The sequence below is a fragment of the Halorarum halophilum genome (assembly GCF_013401515.1).
Classification (GTDB): domain Archaea; phylum Halobacteriota; class Halobacteria; order Halobacteriales; family Haloferacaceae; genus Halorarum; species Halorarum halophilum.
On the sequence record NZ_CP058529.1, the window covers coordinates 3,406,509 to 3,423,499 of the forward strand.

The window sequence follows — 16,991 nt, forward strand, 5'->3', positions numbered from 1 at the left end:
CTACGAGTTCCGAACCGGTGACGGCCGAACTTCGGTCGCCGGTGACAGTGACGAGACACCGGTGGTGACCGCGGAAGCCCCCGCGGCTGTCGACTCGGGGGCCTCGCTGCGCGCGTTCGCTCGGCCTCCGGCCTCGCTCACGTGCTTGCTTCGTCCACCTTCGTCGACAGCCGCGGCCCCTTCCATTCCCACCCCTCCGGCGTTCCAATCGAGCGAAGCGGCCCTGACTACCGAGTGCGCGTGGGTTCAGTAGTCCCACAGTTGTTCGTCGACCGACGGTCGGGGGGGAAGCGGTGGGCGCACCGCGAGCGGCGAAGCCGCGAGCCGCGCCTGCCGGGGAGGCGTGGGGAGCCACAGCGACGACCCGACCGTCCCCAGAGAGCGCAGAACGCCGGGGCTTTCGAGCGGGTTGTCACCGTCGGAATAACCCGATACTTGGCGAATCCACCGTCCCCGCGATCCCTCCCCACGGAGCATCGACTCGCAACCGTTAACACGGGTCCGCCCTCTCCAACGATACATGGCGAGTTTCGACGCGGCCGAGCGCCGCACCCTCGACAAGCTCATCTGCATGCGGTGTAACGCCCGCAACCCCAAGCGCGCCGACCACTGCCGCAAGTGCGGCTACGCGCGCCTCCGACCGAAGGCGAAGGAACCCCGGACCGCATAACGCGCTCCGGCCGCCCCTCGCGGGCGGCCCACCGTTCTTTCGACCCAGCCTTCGCGAGCGACTGCACTCTCACCCGGCCGTTCGACGCGTCTCTCCCGCTTGCTTGATCCCCTAATCGTCGGAGTACTTCGGTTCGCGCTCCTCGGCCCGCGAGAGCGCGCGCTCGATCACGTCCCGCACGGACTCGTCCTCGGTCGCGTGGAACGGGTCGCCGTGGCCCGCATACATCGACGTCACCGAGTCGGGCAGGTGCTCGAGCAGGTCGTCCAGGCTCTCGATGAGCCGCTCGCGCGACTGGCCCGCCATGTCCGTCCGGCCGAACGAGCCGTCGTCGTACGCGCCGTCGTTGTACACGACCACGTCGCCGGAGAACAGCGCCGTCTCGCCGACGAACGAGACGTGGTCGCCCGCGTGCCCCGGCGTGTAGACGACCTCGAACGTCTCGTCGCCCAACTCCACCTCGGCGTCGGGCCCCAGCGCGTGGTCCCGCCGCGGGTGGTCCGAGTAGGCGTACAGTTCGGCGTCGAACGCGTCGAGCACGGCGTCGAGTTCCCCGACGTGGTCGTGGTGCTGGTGGGTGAGCACCACTCGGTCGAGGTCGTCCGTGTACTCGCTCACGACGTCCTCGACGCCCGGTATCGTGCCGGCGTCGACGAGCGCCGGCACCGCGCCGTCGACCAGGTAGGCGTTGCAGGTGAACTCCTCGGCGTCGGCGGTCACGTTCACGACGTTCATACCGGGGCCACGTGCCGACGAGTGAAAAACGCCGTCGGCCTGGCGGGGGTTGCCGGTTCCGACGATAGGGACGCACGGGCCGTCTCAGGCGGCGAGACGTGTTCTGGGGCCGTTTCGACGCGGTTCGGAGGTGAAACGACCCGTGGATTTTTCCCTCGGAACCGCTTAGGTTTCCACGTATGGGCTTCGGGAGCTACGACGAGTCCGAACAGGAGAACCAGAACGTCGACGCGGACCTCGACGACGAGACGGTCTCGACGGGCGAGGCCGACCACGAGGGAAGCGTCGAGTTCGAGATCGGCGCGTCGAACGACGAACTCCTCGACAGGCTCGCGGACATCAAGGACGACGCCTGACGTGAAGGCCGGCGCGCGGGCGCTCGGCATGGCGGTCTCGACGCCTCCGGGCGAGACCCCGACCGCCGCCACCGTCGCCGGGGCGCTTGTCCGCGCGGACCGGACCTTCGACGGCCTCGCTTTTTCCACGTGTACCGTCGGCGCAACCGACTACACGGACTCCGTGATCCACTGCGTCGAGTCGCTGGACCGCGAGGACGTCCAGTACCTGCTTGCGGCCGGCATCGCCCCGGCGTGGTTCAACGTGCTCGACCTCCTGCGGGTCCACGAGTCGGTCGGCCGTCCGGTGCTCTCCGTCTCCTTCGAGGCGAGCACCGGGCTCGAAACCGCGCTCCGCGAGCAGTTCTCGGGCGACGCCCTCGCCGAGCGACTCGCGATCTACGAGCGCCAGCCGTCACGCGTCCCCGTCGAGGGGATGGACGCCTGGGTGCGCGCGGTCGGCGTCGACGACAATGAAGCGGCCGACGTCGTCCGCGAACTCACGCCGGAGGGGGGGCGCCGGCCCGAACCGCTCCGGGTCGCACGCATCGCCGCCCGCGCCGGTCGGTCGCTTCGCGACGACGGCAGCAGCGTCAGCCGCGGCGTCGGTGGTTCCCACGACGACCGCAGGGACGACCGGGAGACCTAATTTCCCCGCCGCCCGCGTCCCGGTATGGATCTGGACGCCGACCTCTGCGTGAACGGCTGCGAGCGCTGCCCGGCGCTCGTGGAGTCGCGCTCGCGGATCGTCAACGGCGCCGGCCCGACGGACGCGGACCTCGTGTTCGTCGGCGAGGCGCCTGGCGCGACCGAGGACGAGCAGGGCGAACCCTTCGTCGGCCGCTCGGGGACGGTACTCGACGACGCGCTCCGGGACGCCGGGCTCATGCGGGCCGACGTGCGCATCACGAACTGCGTCCGCTGTCGCCCGCCGGAGAACCGCGACCCGCACGTCGAGGAGCTGGACAACTGCCGCGGCTACCTCGCCGAGGAACTCGACCGGCTCGACCCGGAACTCGTCGTCACGCTCGGGAAGGTTCCCTCCCAGCACCTGCTCGGTCGGTCGGTCGCGGTGACCTCGGAGGCGGGCGACGTGTTCGACGCTCGCGTCGGCGAGACGGCGATTCGGCTGCTGGTGTCGGTACACCCGGCGGCGACGCTGTACGACCGGAGCCAGGCCGAGACGTTCGAGTCGGTGATACTGCAGGCCGCGGAGTTGGCGGGTGTCGGCGAGTCGGGCGACGGGCAGTCGCGGTTGGGCGAGTACTGAGGGTCACTCCTGGTGCCCGGCGGTCTCCATGTCTGGCCGTGTGAGCGCGTCGTGGCGCGAGTCACGTGCACCACCTTTCGGGAACGGAAACCGGGCCGAGGGGCGCCGTACACCCACACCAGGCGAGTCCCCGCCGACGGGTTCTTCACCGTGACGCTCGTTATCGTTGAACCGGCTCATGACCGATTACGAAACGCACGAACCCGAGTACTCGGGGACGACGACCGAGGAGTGGGACTCCCCCAAGGCGGAGGATTTCGACACCGACGACCTCGCCGAGATCGACGACCACTTCGTGCTTTCGTCGTCGGGATTCCCGCCCGACAACTTCACGGACCTCAAACTGCCGGTCGTGGATCCGGACGGAAACCTCAACGAAAACGCCCTTCAGGCCGCACACGGCGGGGCTTACAGCATCGAGGCTATCGACGACGTCGACGACGACACCAGACAGGACGTGAAGGACCTTCTGGAGGGACTCTCCCGGGAGGCGTTCGACGCGGACATCGGAACCTGATGCTCGGGCCCGCAGTCGGCCAACGAGCGAACGAAGCGAGCGGCGTTCCCGGCAGGGGTTCGTTCCGCAGTCGTCGCTGAACGCCCGTCGTAACGATGGAAACGAACAGCCTCGTGGCTGGCGACCCAGAAAACCCGAAAGAAGGTCGAACCAGGCTACTTCCCGCCGCGATCGCCGCTCGTTACGGACGGGCGGGTCTTCTCGGCGCCCTTGCCGCGGTTGTTGAGGCCGCGACCCTTCGAACCGGCGTTGGTGAGCCCGCGGAACGCGCGCCCCTTCTGCGTGTCGTCGCAGATCCAGTTCAGGTCGTCGTCCGACTGGATGGCCGGGTGTTCGGGGTCGATGAGGATCACTTCGAACCACTTCTGCGAGCCGTCCTGGCCCACGGGGTAGGAGGCGAGCACGCGGAGGTTCGGGTACTTCCGCGAGACGCGCTCCTCGCCGATGCGCTGGATGGACTTCCGGCGGCCGATGCGGTTGACGCCCTGTCGCTTCGAGCGGCGGCCCGCCTTGTGGCGCTGCTTTCGCGCCCCGCCCTTGCGGACCGAGACGCGGGTCATGACGACGCCCTGCTTGGCCTTGTAGCCGAGTTCGCGCGCCTTGTCGAGGCGCGTCGGGCGGTCGATGCGGACGATGGCGCCCTCGCGGCGCCACTCCTGTTTTCGCTGCCACTGCAGCTCCGCCAGCTTCCCGTCGTCCTGGTTCCGCCAGGCTTCCTTGATGTGGGAGTAGAAACTTCGTGCCATGGGTGTTCCTGCGGGCGCTTGCGATTCAGGTGCGCGCGACCGACGGCCGCGGCACCCACATTTCGTCCCGGCGTACCGGGTGCCCACTGGCGGCCCACCTGCCAGCGAGTTATCGGGAGTACCGCGGGGGCGCTGTTAAGGACTTCGAAGCGGCGTCGCCGCGTCAGGGCTTCTCAGGGACGTTCGGGCGCTCCGCCGACTCGTTCGGGGGACGCGGCGGCTCGACGATCCCCAGCGTCGGCAGGAGCGCGATCCAACCCGCGAAGACGAGCACCCCGCCGGCGACCGCGTAGTAGCCGTGTGAACAGCAGTAGTAGCCGCCGCCGAGCGCGCGGAGCACCTCGCGGCCGCCGTACGCGAGCGAGAGCGTCCCGGCGGTCGCGGCGCCGGCGTGACCGAAGATGTCGGGACGGCGCCCGATCAGGGCGGGCGAGAGGAGCGCGGCGAGGAGTAGCAGGGCGGCGTGGAACTCGTTCATGCGTCCGCGGACACGTAATCGGGGTAAAAACGGTTCGGGGTTCACCCGAACGGGTTCCAGTCGACGCGGATGACGACGCCCAGGCCGACGAGCGAGACGGCGATGACCGCGAGCGCGAACAGGGTGACGACGCGTGCGGGCGACCCCGGCGCCTGGAACGGCCACGAGATCCCGAGCAGTACGAGCAGGACGACGTTCATCCCGAACAGTACCTGCCACGCCGTTGCAGTCACCGGTTCACGTCTCCTGGAGGGTTACCCGGACCGCGCGGTAGTCCTCGATGAACGCACCGACGCCGCCGACGCTGACGGTGCCGTCCGGCGTCTCGAGTACGAGTCCGTTCTCGACGGGGAAGTCGTTCGTCGCCGGTTCGAGGAACCCCTGTCGGACCGCCGTGACGCGGCCGGCGACTTCGCCGTGCCGCTGGGTCTCGACGATCGCTTCGACCTCGACGCCGGCCATCCGGTGGAGTCGGGCCTGGAAGATGGCGTGCCGGAACGACTCGAACGTCCGGGGCAGTTCGACGGGGTCGGTCACGTGGATCTCCGTCGCGGCGGGCCAGAAGGAGCTGATCGAGGCGCTCAACACCGAGCCGGCGAGGTGACCCTGCCGGACGACGACGGCCACCTCGTCGGCGTGCCGTCCCGAAAACAGGCCGGCGTCGCCGACCATCGCCGCCTCGTTGTCGACGGCCGTGTTCAGCGGCCCCTCCGCGTCCCACTCGCGGACCACCGACGCGACCCCGTCGAAGTCCGTGCGGTGGCCGCTGTCGCTGACGAGCAGGAGCACGAACACGCCGCGGTCGTGGGCGTCCGCGAGCGCGCTCCTGATCTCGGGCACGACGTTGCCGGGCGCCGAGAGGAACACCTCCTCGGTGGCGTCCTCGACGAGCGTCCGGAGCCGCTTGATCGCCGTCGGCCGGGACTTCACGGTCTCGAACTCGGCGGTCGCCGGACCGGGTTGCTGGTACCGCGCTTCGAGCGCCGGCGTGACCGCGCCGAGCCGGTCGGTGAGCGCCGGGATGGCCTCCGCGGGCGGCTCCGCCCGCAGGAGCGTCGGAGTCACGTGGTCGTGGACGCGCACGAGCCCGCGGGCCTCGAGATCCTCTGCGATGTCGTACACGTACCGCTGGGTGACCCCCGCGGCCTCCGCGACGGTCCGAACGGTCGCCTCCCCTTCCGCGAGCACGGCGAGGTACGCGTCCACCTCCTTGTCGGAGAGGCCGAACAGCTGAAGACGCTCTCGCAGGGCGTTCTCGCCGACCTCGTCCGTCCCTCCCTCCTCGGACGCGTCCGGGTCAGTCGCCATGGCTCTCCCCCTCGGGACGGTCGCCAGTCCCGCCGGTTTCGACGCCGAGGTCCGTGCCGGCGCCGGGGGCGTCCGCGTGGTCGTGATACAGGTGACAGGCGACGGTGTGCTCGCGCGACCGACCGTCGACCGCCGGCGGGGTCGTCTCGCAGGGGCTCTCGTAGGATTCGGAGAGTGCTTCGGCGGCGGCGTCCCACTCCCCGGAGGCGACGTGGGAGAGGGCATCGTCGATGCGGTCCCCGTGGGGTGCGGGGAGGTCGGCCAGGCCGGCGGCAGCGAGACGGGCGTCCGCGTCCCCGGTGGCCGCGAGCGCCTCCCGGTCGAGGGTTCGCGCGTCCACGGCTCCTCGCAGGTCCATGACCCGGTTGTAGGTTTCCTGACCGATATCCGTGTCGGTGGGCGGGACGACCTTCGGACAGCGCGTGTGGAAGCGACAGCCCGAGGGCGGGTCGACCGGGTCCGGGATGTCGATGGAGCGCACCGGCGGGTTCCGAACGATCGGGTCCGGGTCGAGATCGGCGGTTGCCCACTTCAGCACCTCCGTGTAGGGGTGTTTCGGGTCCCGAAGCACCTCGTCCGCCGGTCCCAGCTCGACCAGCTCCCCGAGGTACATGATGCCGACGCGCCCGTCGGCCTTCTCCGCGAGGTAGCGCGCGTTCGAGAGGTTGTGGCTGATGAACAGGTAGGAGGTCCCGAACTCGTCCTGGAGATCGAGCATGAGGTCCATCATCTCCACGCGGAGGCTCACGTCGAGCGCGCTCACCGCTTCGTCCGCGAGGATGAGGTCGGGGTTCAACAGCAGCGCCCGGACCAGCGCGACCCGCTGTTTCTCCCCGCCCGAGAGCTGGTGGGGGTAGCGGTGTGCGTAGTCGTCCGCGGGTTCCATCCCGACCCGTTCGAGGAGGGAGTGGACCCTGGCGCGGCGGTCCGCGACCGACAGTTCCGTCTCCCACCGCTTGAGCGGCGCGACGAGGCTGTCGAGGACGGTCTGGTTCGGGTTCAGCGCGGCGCCGGGGTCCTGGTGGACGACCTGGAGCGACCGACGCATCTCGGCGAACTCGTACTCACCCGAGACGTCGCCGTCGCGGGTCCCCCAGAGGTCCTGACCCCGGTAAGCGACGGTGCCGCCGGTGGGCCGCTGAACGCCGATCGCGGTCTTCCCGAGCGTCGTCTTCCCGCACCCGGACTCACCGACCAGCGCGACGACGTCGTTCTCGGGAATCTCCAGCGAGACGTCGTCGACGGCTCCGACCGTCTCGGGGTCGTCGAACAGCGACTCGAGGAACCCCTGGTCCTTCTCGAACTCGACGGCGACGTCCTCCAGCGTAATCACGGGGTCCCCGCTCATCGGCCCACCCCCGGACCGCCGTCGGTGGCGGCGTCGGTCGATCCGGACGACCCCGGCGCGTCACTCGACTCGGCCGCATCATCGGCCAGCGCGAACGGGACCGCCTCGGCGGCGTCCTCCCAGTGGTGACACCGGGCGGTGTGGTTCTCGCCGACCGATCGCGGGTCGGGGTCGACGTTCAGACACTCCTCGGTCGAGAGCGGGCACCGCGGCGCGTACGAGCAGCCGGCCGGCGTGTGCACCGGGTCGGGCGCGGAGCCGTCGATGGCGCGCATCGAGTCGAGCGGCGCGTCGAGGTTCGGCACGGCCGAGAGGAGCGCCCGCGTGTACGGGTGGCTCGCGTCGCGCAGCACCGACCCCGCGGGACCGCGCTCGACGATCTCGAACGCGTACAGGACGGCGAGCCTGTCGGCGAGCCCCGCGACCAGCGGAAGGTCGTGCGTGATGAACACGACGCTGAGGTCGTGTTTCTCCTGGATGTCCGACAGTAGCGCGAGGATGGAGCGCTGCATCAGCAGGTCCAGCGCCGCCGTCGGCTCGTCCATCACGAGCACGTCGGGTTCGAGCACGAGCGAGAGCGCGATGAGCGCCCGCTGGCTCATCCCACCCGACAGCTCGTGCGGGTGTGCCGAGAGCACGCGCTCGGGGTCGAGATACAGGTCGGAGAGCAGGTCGCGCGCCCGATCCATCCCGACGCCGACGTCGTAGTCGTGGGCCTCGAGCGTCTCGCGGAAGTGGCCCCCGATCTTCATCGTCGGGTTGAACGATGACATCGCACCCTGGAACACCATCGCGATCTCCTCCCAGCGGAGCGTGCGCAGCCCCTCCTCGGACAGCGATAGCACGTCGACGGGGTCGCCATCGCGCGGGTAGTAGGTCACCTCGCCGGCGAGTTCGCCCGGCTCCTCGACGGCGTCGAGCATCGCGGACGCGAGCATCGACTTACCGGAGCCGGACTCCCCGACGATGCCCACGATCTCCTCGCGGCCGACGTCGAGGTCGACGCCGTTCAGTACGGTCGCGGTACCCCTGTCCATCTCGAAGGAGACGGACGCGTTTCTGATTTCGAGGACGTTGTCGTGGGTCATGGCTCTTCCCTCCTGGCGGGATCGGGTTCCGGGTCGGCCCCCGGTGGCTCGTCGTCCGTCCGGTCGGTCCCGTCCCGATCGACGTTCACGCCGGCCGGCGCGTCGCTGGTGTGGGACACGTGTCTGGCCCTGACGCGCGGGTTGAACAGCCGGTCGCCCGACTGTGCGAGCAGCGTCAGCGACAGCGACAGCAGGATGACGGTCACCATCGGCACCGCGAGCCAGTGGAACGCTGCGGGCGAGGACACCGCCCCGGCCTGCGAGTTCGCGTTGTTCATCATGACGCCCCAGTTGACGGCGTTGTACGGGAGGACGCCGAGGAAGTACAGCCCGACGGAACCGTAGATGACTGCGCGAGCCTGCTTGACGAAGTTCATCGTGACGTACGGCATCAGGTTCGGGAGCACGTCACGGCGGAGGACGGTCCCCGTCCCGAGCCCCATCACGCGCGAGGCCTCGACGTACTCGGCCCCCCTGAGCGTGAGCACCTGCGAGCGGACGGCGCGGGACAGCCCCGCCCAGGCGTTGATCGACAACAACACCCCGATGACGTACGGGTTCCCCTGGAGCGAGTCGGTGAGCGCGCCGGCGAGGACGATGATGAGCGGGAGGCCGGGGATGGTGAGCGCCACGTCGACCAGCGTCATCACGACGTCGTCGACGCGCCCGCCCTTGTAGCCGGCAACGGTACCGAGCGTTGCCCCGACGACGACGGTGAACACGGCGCCGGCGCCGATCATCTTCAGCATGGCGGGCGTCGCGTGGACGACCTGCGAGAGGATGCTGTGGCCCGAAAACGTCGTGCCCAGTGGGAACTCGAGCGTCCGGAACGCGCCGACGAGTGCGGGGCCCTGGTTCGGGGACGGCCTGGGAACGATCGTCGGTCCCCACTCGGCGGCGGAGACCCACGCGACGGTGCCCATCAGGAGGTAGCCCGTCAGGACCGTGACGGCGATGCGGGCGCGCCAGTCGCTCCAGAGGACCCGCCCCGGCGCGAGCAAGTGCTCCTCGACCCACTCGCGTCGGCGGTCGGCCGCCCCGACCTGTTCGTTCGCGACCGCGTCGAAGTCCGAGACGGTACCCCCGTCCGTTCGCGGGGAGTCGTCAGTACGACTCACGGTCACCTCCCCCCGCACGCGGGTCGACGATACCGTACGTCAGGTCGGCGATCAGCACGCCGATGGTGACGGCGACGCAGATGACGATGAACCCGCCCATCATCAGCGGGTAGTCGCGGGCGTCGATGGCGCCGATCAGGTAGTAGCCGAGCCCCGGGTAGCCGAAGATGCGCTCGATGATGATGGCGCCGCCGAACACGAAGCCGATGGCGATGAGCAGGCCGGTGTACATGGGCAGGATGGCGTTCCGGGCGACGTACCGCAACGCGATGCGGCGCTCCGGGAGCCCTCGCAGGCGGGCCACGCGGAGGTAGTCCTCCCCGAGCACGCGGATGCTGTTCGCGCGCATGTCCATCGCCCAGCCACCGAAGCTGTACAGCGAGATGGCGAGGATCGGGAGTGTACCGTGGTGAACGACGCTGACGACGAACGGGAGGTTCAGCCCCGGCGTCACCTCGGAGGCGTAGTGACCGGTCGTCGGGAACAGCCCGAACCGGTAGCCGAGGAACGTCAGCGCGACGAGCCCTACGATGAAGTCTGGCGTCGAGTTGGTGACGAGCGAGACGGCCGTCCCGACGTAGTCGGTCGACGAGCCCTCGCGATACGCCATGAACGCGCCGAGGGTGATCCCGACGACGAACGCGAGCAGCAGCGCACAGGCCATGATGAACACCGTCCACGGGATCGCTTTCCCGAGGATGGAGGCGACCGAGTCGTCGTACCAGATGGAGCGGCCGAAGTCGCCCTGGAGGACGTTCACCATGTAGTCGACGTACTGGACGTACAGCGGTTCGCCGACGTTCACGTTCGTCTGGGCGGCGATCCGCTGGTTGATCTGCGACTGGGTGAGCGAACCGCCCTGCTGGAGGAGCTGTGCCCGAAGGTAGTCGGCCGGCCCGCCCGGTAGGAGCCGGACGATACCGAACGACAGCGAGACGACCGCGAAGACGGTGAACACGGATTGGGCGACGCGGCGGACGATGTAGCGCATCGCTCACTCGCGTTTCGCCGTCCAGTCACCGCGACGGGGGAGCCACTCGGTCGGCCAGTACGTCTGTAACTTCTCGCTGTTGCGCGGCGGGACGTTCCATTCGTCCGAGGTGAGGAACGTCTGTGCCAACTTCTCCATCACCGGGACCGTCGGGAGCGTCTGGTTCGTCACCCACGCGAGTTCCTGGATGAGTTCGGCCGCTTCCGCCTCGTCGGCTCGAGAGAGCGCGGAGATCTGTTCGCTCGGCGTGACGGTGCTGGCCCCGTTTCCGTCGCGACTCGGCACCTCCTCGAACGTCTCCGGGACGTTCCAGTACTCCGTCGCGTCGGAACTCCGGTACATCCAGTCGAAGTGGAAGTACGGGTAGCTCTGGTCGTAGTTGGCCCACCCCTGGAGCCCGATGACGAAGTTCCCGTTCGCGTAGTCCTGGCCCCAGTAGGTCGACGACTCCTTGGCGATCAGCTCGGACTCGATGCCGAACTCCTTGAGTTGTGCGACGATCGTCTCGGCGCCCGCGACCCAGTCGGTGAAGCCGGCCGGTCCCTTGATCGGTGCCTCGAGTGGTTCGCCGGTCTCCGTGTTCGTCCAGGTTCCGTCCTGCTTCTCGTAGCCCGCGTCCTCGAGCAGCGTCGCCGCGGCGTCCGTCCCCGACTCCCCGAAGCTGTAATCGTCGAAGTCGTCTGCCACCCCGTCGAGCCAGACGTCCTTCACGTTCCCCGAGAAGGCGCCGGTGAGCCCCGAGGGGATCTCCACGCCGAGCTTGGATTCGGTGCCGGCGGCAGCGTTCGCCGCGACGTCCTCGCGGTTGACGACGTGGGCCACCGCCTGCCGGACCGCACGCTGGCCGAAGTCGTCGTGCTCGAGGTCGAAGACGAGCCCCATCCCCCAGTGTCGCGGGATGAGCCCGACGCGCACGGAGTCCGGGAGTTGGTTCAGCTGGTTCTCCGGCATGAACAGGGTCGCCGAGCCGTCCGTCTGACCGTTCTGGAGCGCGCTCCAGCGCTTCTGGTTCGACTCCAGGTAGCGATACTCCATCTCGGGGAAGTTGATGCTGTCGGCGTCCGGGTGGTCCTCGTACTTCGTCACGAGGGTCCGCTGGGAGTCGGCGTCCTCCCACTGGAACGGGCCGTTCCCGATCGGTTCGGTGTCCGAGAACTCCTGGAGGTCCGCGATGGCCTCGCTCCTCGCGTCCTCCGAGGAGGCGGACTCGATGGCGTCGAGGTACTCGCCGTACACGCTCTCCTTCGTGCGGAAGCGCTTGGGCTGGATGAACGCGAGCACGACGTCCCGGTTCACCTCGCTCTCGAACTCCATCCGGGCCGTCTTGTCGCCGGACGTCGAGACTGCCTCCGAAATGTCGCTCACGTAGTCGGCCAGCGACCCGCCAGTGTACATGTCCAGTTTCAGCTGGATCTCGAGGTCGCGTGCGGTGACCTCGTCGCCGTCGTGCCACGTGTAGTCGTCCCGCACCGTCAGGTCGATGGCGTCTCCCGAGAACTCCCAGTCGGAGACCGCGTACCCTTCGTACTCCTGTGAGGAGAGGTTGTAGTACAGCAGGCGGTCGAACATGACGCGGCGCGCCTCCGCGTCGTTCTTCGAGTTGTAGACGTTGTACTGGGACTCGCTCGGGACCGCCCACTGGGCGACCGTCAGCGCCGAGTCGAGCGGCTTCCCCTCCTGGTTCACCTCGCCGTCGGTCGACTGTTCGGTCGCTGTGGGTTCGGGCGTCTGTTCCCCGGTGTTCGCGGACTGCCGTCCACCACACCCGGCGAGCCCGGCGATACCTGCCGCACCGACGGCGCTCAGCAGCCGCCGTCGGCCGGCGTCCACGTCGGCCTGATTGCCATCCGATGACATGGTCGTCCCGATGTTACTACCATGTACAATAAAAATTATGGGTGAATAATTACTACATCCTTTTCTCGGGGAGCCCTGCCGGCGTCGACGCTCCTGCCGCCGTCAGCGTCGCGAGCGTCGCGCTCCGAATGGCATGGGGCCACCCCAGCGGGGTCGCGCTGTCGGGCGTTCCGTCGTCGAAGCGTTGCTCCGGGAGGTAGTCAGCGTCGGTCGAGAGCGGCCCGTCTGGAGCGACCAGCGCCAGCAGCCGGTGGGAACGGCCGAACCAATCGTTCGCCCGGTCGTCGCCCCGTTCCCTGAGGAGCGTCCCGACCGATGCGGCCGCCCGGGCGCCCCAGGCCGTCGAGACGGTCCAAACCTTCTCTCGAGCCTGCTCCTGCCGACGCCACGGGTCGCCCTCGTAGCGGACCAGACCGTCGACGGCGTCGGTCGTCCGGCGGAGCCCCCCGAGCGTGGCCTCGAGATGTATCAGGAGCCGCTCGACGTGCACGTCGTCCACGGCGGCGATGCGGGCGTACTCACGGTAGGCGTCCGCGAGCGCGAGGGTCGCGGAGTCGAGCCTGTCGTCGACCTCGTCGCGGTCGGTTCTGAGTGCGTACGCACCCCGTTCCGGCACCCAGAGGTCCTCTATCGCTTCCGACACACGCCCGGCCGCGTCGCGGGCGCGGTGGGCGTCGGGGTGGTCCGTCGCGGCGACGGCGGCGTACCCCTCGAGGAACGTCGCGGCGGTGTGGGTGAACCGGCCGTGCATGTCCTCCCACGCGTTCTGACAGCGGACGGGGCGGCCGTCATCGGCCGTGTCCGCGAGCATCGCGTCGACGCCGTCGGCGATGGCCTCGTCCACGTCGTCGGCGACCCCGGACGCCGGCCCGTGTTCCCGGTACGCCGCCAGGAACGACAGGACGCTCGCGGTCTGGTCGGCCTGGTAGGCGTCGCCGCCGCCGTCGGTGAGCCGGTCGTTCGCCCAGCCGGGAGCGAGCGCGCCGTCGCCCGGCCAGACGCGGTGGGGCCAAGTCCCATCCTCGCCCTGGGCGTCGCAGTACGCCCGGGCGCTCTTCGCGTGCCAGTCGGTCAACCCGAGGTCGAACTCCCGGTCGGCCTCCAGCAGGAACCCGGCGATCTCGGCGTCGTCGCGGAACCAGGTGTAGCCGTAGCCGCCCGAGTTGGCGTAGAACCGATCGAACTCCGGCCCGGCGATCCGTCGGCCGGCCGTACCCCGGAGGAGCGACAGCACGCGCAGGTCCGACGCCACGGCCGGGGTCGGGGTCGTGTCGGCCAGTGTGTGCTCGGTCGCGACACTCCGGAGGGCGGTCGGCCCGTCATGCTCGCGCGCCGCCTCGCGGACGCGAGCGAGCCCCGCCTCCCGGTCACGTCCGGCCGGGAGCGTCGAGAGCGTAACCGCGCCCTCGGTCGGCTCCGCAACCGCGACGACCGCGCCGCTCAACACCGCCTCCTCGCCGGACTCGCCGAGGGAAGCGCCCCCATTACGGAGGGCGTCGAAGTTCGGGACGGCCTCGCCGCGAACCTCACGGAAGCCGTCCGCCGCGGCGATGTAGTCGTGCTCGTGGGCGTGGTACGCCTCCACGGCGTCGCTGTGGTGGAGCTGTGCGACGCGACCCGTCCGCCCGTCGGGCGCGAACGCGACGGCGGCGACGAGCGGCGCCGCCAGTCCCCGAACGTGCCGGACGTGCGCGTCGCCGTCCCCGAGCGCGAGGTCGAACAGTTCGACCCGCCCGTTCGGCGTGGCGACCTCGGTGACGACGAGCGCGGTGTCCTCGTGGTACCGCTGGCCGACCGGTTCACACCTATCGTCGTCGAACCATGCCACCCCGTCATTCGTCTCGATGCCGAACCGGGCGGCGGCGATACCGGCCCGCCGCGAGAACGGGTAGCCGAAGTCCGCGATGGTGCCGTCGGGTTCGACGTGGAGGAGCCTGTCCCCGTCCGGGTCGCCGGTGAATCGCCCCGCGACGGTGCGCCGTTCGCCGGGGAACCGTGTCGAATCCCCCTCGTGACGACGCGCGTCCTCCAGGGCGAATCGGAGATGCATGGCCGGTGTCGCGAGAGCCTGGGTGATAAAACCGAGCTGTAATAGTCATTCGTTCTTTTTCCGCAGCTGTCGGTCCGGGACGACTGCTCCATCCCGTTCCCTCAGGTTCCGGGGCGGCTCGGCTCCCGGTCGTCGGGCAGTTCGGCAAGCGGACTTCGCCGCCGTTTTCGAGGCTTCCCTCCGATCAGCCGCGGACCTCGCCGTACGTCGTCCGCAGCTTCGCTACCGCTCGGCCTCGGTGAACGTCCGCACCGACTCGAACTCCCCGTCGGCGATGGCGTCGGCGACCGCGTCCGTGTCGACGTCGGGCGTTTCCCGTGGGTACTTCCGCCGGAAGTAGCCGACGAGGTTCGCCACGTCGCGAGCCAGCAGTTCGTCGGCGTTCTCGTGGTCCGTCTCGACCGACTGTGGCCAGTCGAACACGACGACGCCGTCCTCGCTGACGGCGACGTTGTACTCGCTCATGTCGGCGTGGACGTAGCCGACCCGGTAGGCCGTGGCCATCTCCCGGAGGACCAGGTCCAGGACGCCGACGACCTGCTCGGACCGGAGTTTCGCGTCGGCGAGCTCAGGTCCGGGGAGCTTCTCCATCACGATGGCGTGGCGGTTGTGGTCCACCGGGCGGGGGACGGACACCGTCGGGTAGAGGTCCTCCAGCGCGCCGTACTCGCGCTCGGCGGCCTTCCGGGCGGTGTACTGCCAGGAGACGTGGTGGTGGTCCGCGGTGTAGTCGCGCCCCTTGCGGACCTCCCGGAAGTTCGTGTACCCCTCGCGGTGGAACTTCAGCGCGAACGGGCGGTACGACTCGACCTCGTACACGTCCGACTCCTTGCCGACGCCGAGGGGGGCCCCCATCCCAAGCACGGTGTCGCGCTCGGCGAACGTCCGGAGCGCCAGCGCGTCGTACCCCTCGAAGGTGAGCTGGTACCCCTCGTACTGGATGGTCTTGCGCCGGATCAGCCCGCGGTCGGCACAGCGGTCGATGCGGTAGTCGACCTCCTCCTCGGTGATATCGGCGTAGCCGGGGAGCTTCTCGCGGTTCACCCACTCGGAGAAGCGCATCCCCTGCTCGACGCCCGAGAGGAGGTAGAAGTCCTCGGGTTCGAGCTCCGCCATCACCCCGGCGACGTTCCCGACCATGTCTCGTAGGTGGTGTGGGAGGCGGTAAAAGCGGTCGGTCGAGGGTCGTCAGTGATGTTGCGGGCAGTGCGACATTTGGTGGGTGCCGGGATGATTCTCCGGAAATCCCCCGCGGGTCTCGGCTCGCGCGGTACACGCTGTGCTTTACCTCGGAGCACGCTCCTCGGACGTCACATTCGCTGGCACTCACGTGACCCTCGGGCGCTCGCTTTGCTCGCACCCTGCGGTGCTTGCGGCCCCGTGCTTCGCCGAGACCGCGGCCCCTTTCAGTCCCACCCAACTGCACCGCAGCCACACCCTCCCCAGCCGATTGCGCTCCTCGGCTCGCTCCGCTCGCCTACGGTGCTCATCCCTCGCGCGACGTGGGCCGCGCACGAGGCGCGGCCGCCGCGCGCCACCCGATTGATTCCCACTACCACAGCAACACCGAGGAGTCTTTGCCCAGTGGCGGTCCATCTCTGGACATGACCGACGGCATCGAACCCGGCCCGCTCGCGGACCGCGACTGGCGCCTGATCCGGGAGGAGGCCCGCCCCGGCCCGCTGAACATGGCGCTCGACGAGGTGGCCGCCGAGTCGGCCGCCGGGGACGGCCCGCGAACCGTCCGGGTGTACCGGTGGGAGCCGTCCTGCCTCTCGCTCGGCTACAACCAGGACCCGGAGACCGTCGACTGGGACGGCTGCGCCGACGCGGGCGTGGACGTGACCCGCCGGCAGACTGGCGGCGGCGGCATCTACCACGACTACGACGGCGACATCTCCTACTCCATCACCGCCCCGGCCGCCGAACTCCCGGGGGCGCTCCTGGACGCCTACCACCTGCTCTGCGAACCGGTGCTCGACGCCTTCCGCCGGCTCGGAGTCGACGCCGACTACGCGAGCGAGGAGCGCGAGGCGATCTACCACCCGGCGTGCTACCTCCGGGGCCTCCACCCCGCCCACGACGTGCTCTCGGACGGCGGCGACGGTCGGAAGCTCTCCGGGAACGCCCAGTACCGCCGCGAGGACGCGGTCATCCAGCACGGCTCCGTCACGTACGAAGCGAAGGCGGCCGAGCACCTCGCGTGCTTCGTCGACCCGGGCGTGTCCGAATCCGAGTTCCGCGACCGCGTGGCGGGCATCGCGGAGCTGACGGACGCCACCCGCGCCGAGGCGGTCGGGGCGTTCGAGGACGCCCTCTCCGAGTGGGCCGACGCCGAAGCGGGCGAGTGGACCGACGCGGAACTCGCCCGCGCCGAGGAGATCGCCGACGAGAAGTACCGGAGCGACGACTGGGTTCGGCGCGTCCCCGGCGGCCGCTGACCGCCCGGCATCGCGTCGGGAGACGGCCCGTCCGCCCCG

At 69.5% G+C, this 16,991-nt stretch carries 16 protein-coding genes and 1 pseudogene; 6 read left to right on the forward strand and 11 right to left on the reverse strand.

The features are described 5' to 3' along the window. The first annotated feature begins 520 nt into the window (after window positions 1-520). Complete coding sequence (locus HUG10_RS16905) at window positions 521-670, forward strand: 50S ribosomal protein L40e (protein ID WP_179170679.1); 150 nt, start codon at window positions 521-523, stop codon at window positions 668-670. 111 nt (window positions 671-781) lie between these two features. On the opposite strand, the gene HUG10_RS16910 is transcribed toward HUG10_RS16905, so the two are convergent. After that, a complete protein-coding gene (locus tag HUG10_RS16910; RefSeq protein WP_179170680.1) occupies window positions 782-1,405 on the reverse strand; it encodes an MBL fold metallo-hydrolase in 624 nt (207 codons plus the stop codon). Window positions 1,406-1,584: 179 nt separating this feature from the next. Here HUG10_RS16910 and HUG10_RS16915 point away from each other — a divergent pair, with 179 nt between their 5' ends. From HUG10_RS16915 to HUG10_RS16930, 4 genes are all read left to right on the forward strand, one after another. Beyond that, window positions 1,585-1,761, forward strand: a complete 177-nt coding sequence (locus HUG10_RS16915) for a DUF5786 family protein (RefSeq protein WP_179170681.1) — start codon at window positions 1,585-1,587, stop codon at window positions 1,759-1,761. Between the two features lies 1 nt (window position 1,762). Further along, a complete protein-coding gene (locus tag HUG10_RS16920) occupies window positions 1,763-2,389 on the forward strand; it encodes an endonuclease dU (protein WP_179170682.1) in 627 nt (208 codons plus the stop codon). A 24-nt stretch (window positions 2,390-2,413) separates the two neighbouring features. Further along, window positions 2,414-3,010 (forward strand): uracil-DNA glycosylase, encoded by a 597-nt coding sequence (locus tag HUG10_RS16925; RefSeq protein ID WP_179170683.1) that lies wholly within the window; start codon window positions 2,414-2,416, stop codon window positions 3,008-3,010. 178 nt (window positions 3,011-3,188) lie between these two features. Further along, on the forward strand, window positions 3,189-3,527 hold the full coding sequence (locus tag HUG10_RS16930; RefSeq protein ID WP_179170684.1) for a hypothetical protein: 339 nt from the start codon (window positions 3,189-3,191) through the stop codon (window positions 3,525-3,527). A gap of 155 nt (window positions 3,528-3,682) precedes the next feature. Here HUG10_RS16930 and HUG10_RS16935 read toward each other — a convergent pair whose 3' ends face one another. The 10 genes and pseudogenes from HUG10_RS16935 to HUG10_RS16985 all read right to left on the reverse strand — a co-directional run bounded on the left by HUG10_RS16935 (window position 3,683) and on the right by HUG10_RS16985 (window position 15,651). After that, window positions 3,683-4,273 (reverse strand): 50S ribosomal protein L15e, encoded by a 591-nt coding sequence (locus tag HUG10_RS16935; protein ID WP_179170685.1) that lies wholly within the window; start codon window positions 4,271-4,273, stop codon window positions 3,683-3,685. A gap of 163 nt (window positions 4,274-4,436) precedes the next feature. Continuing rightward, window positions 4,437-4,751 (reverse strand): hypothetical protein, encoded by a 315-nt coding sequence (locus tag HUG10_RS16940; protein WP_179170686.1) that lies wholly within the window; start codon window positions 4,749-4,751, stop codon window positions 4,437-4,439. A gap of 41 nt (window positions 4,752-4,792) precedes the next feature. After that, entirely contained in the window at window positions 4,793-4,984 is a 192-nt protein-coding gene (locus HUG10_RS16945; protein WP_179170687.1) for a hypothetical protein, read from the reverse strand. A 4-nt stretch (window positions 4,985-4,988) separates the two neighbouring features. After that, complete coding sequence (locus HUG10_RS16950; protein WP_179170688.1) at window positions 4,989-6,059, reverse strand: TrmB family transcriptional regulator; 1,071 nt, start codon at window positions 6,057-6,059, stop codon at window positions 4,989-4,991. 409 nt (window positions 6,060-6,468) lie between these two features. After that, window positions 6,469-8,495, reverse strand: a pseudogene (locus HUG10_RS22295) (dipeptide ABC transporter ATP-binding protein); the annotation flags it as partial. After that, the gene (locus HUG10_RS16965) at window positions 8,492-9,613 is read right to left on the reverse strand and encodes an ABC transporter permease (protein WP_246310175.1); all 1,122 of its coding nucleotides are present in this window, start codon (window positions 9,611-9,613) and stop codon (window positions 8,492-8,494) included. The pseudogene HUG10_RS22295 and the gene HUG10_RS16965, both read right to left, overlap by 4 nt. Then, entirely contained in the window at window positions 9,600-10,604 is a 1,005-nt protein-coding gene (locus tag HUG10_RS16970; protein WP_179170692.1) for an ABC transporter permease, read from the reverse strand. Before HUG10_RS16970 ends, HUG10_RS16965 begins: the two co-directional genes overlap by 14 nt. 3 nt (window positions 10,605-10,607) lie before the next feature. Then, window positions 10,608-12,461, reverse strand: a complete 1,854-nt coding sequence (locus HUG10_RS16975; protein WP_179170693.1) for an ABC transporter substrate-binding protein — start codon at window positions 12,459-12,461, stop codon at window positions 10,608-10,610. A 52-nt stretch (window positions 12,462-12,513) separates the two neighbouring features. Next, window positions 12,514-14,511, reverse strand: a complete 1,998-nt coding sequence (locus HUG10_RS16980) for a glycoside hydrolase family 15 protein (RefSeq protein ID WP_179170694.1) — start codon at window positions 14,509-14,511, stop codon at window positions 12,514-12,516. Between the two features lie 222 nt (window positions 14,512-14,733). Beyond that, on the reverse strand, window positions 14,734-15,651 hold the full coding sequence (locus tag HUG10_RS16985) for a serine/threonine-protein kinase RIO2 (RefSeq protein WP_179170695.1): 918 nt from the start codon (window positions 15,649-15,651) through the stop codon (window positions 14,734-14,736). 464 nt (window positions 15,652-16,115) lie between these two features. Between HUG10_RS16985 and HUG10_RS16990 the strand changes: the two genes are divergently transcribed. Beyond that, on the forward strand, window positions 16,116-16,952 hold the full coding sequence (locus tag HUG10_RS16990) for a lipoate--protein ligase family protein (protein ID WP_179170696.1): 837 nt from the start codon (window positions 16,116-16,118) through the stop codon (window positions 16,950-16,952). Window positions 16,953-16,991: the final 39 nt, after the last annotated feature.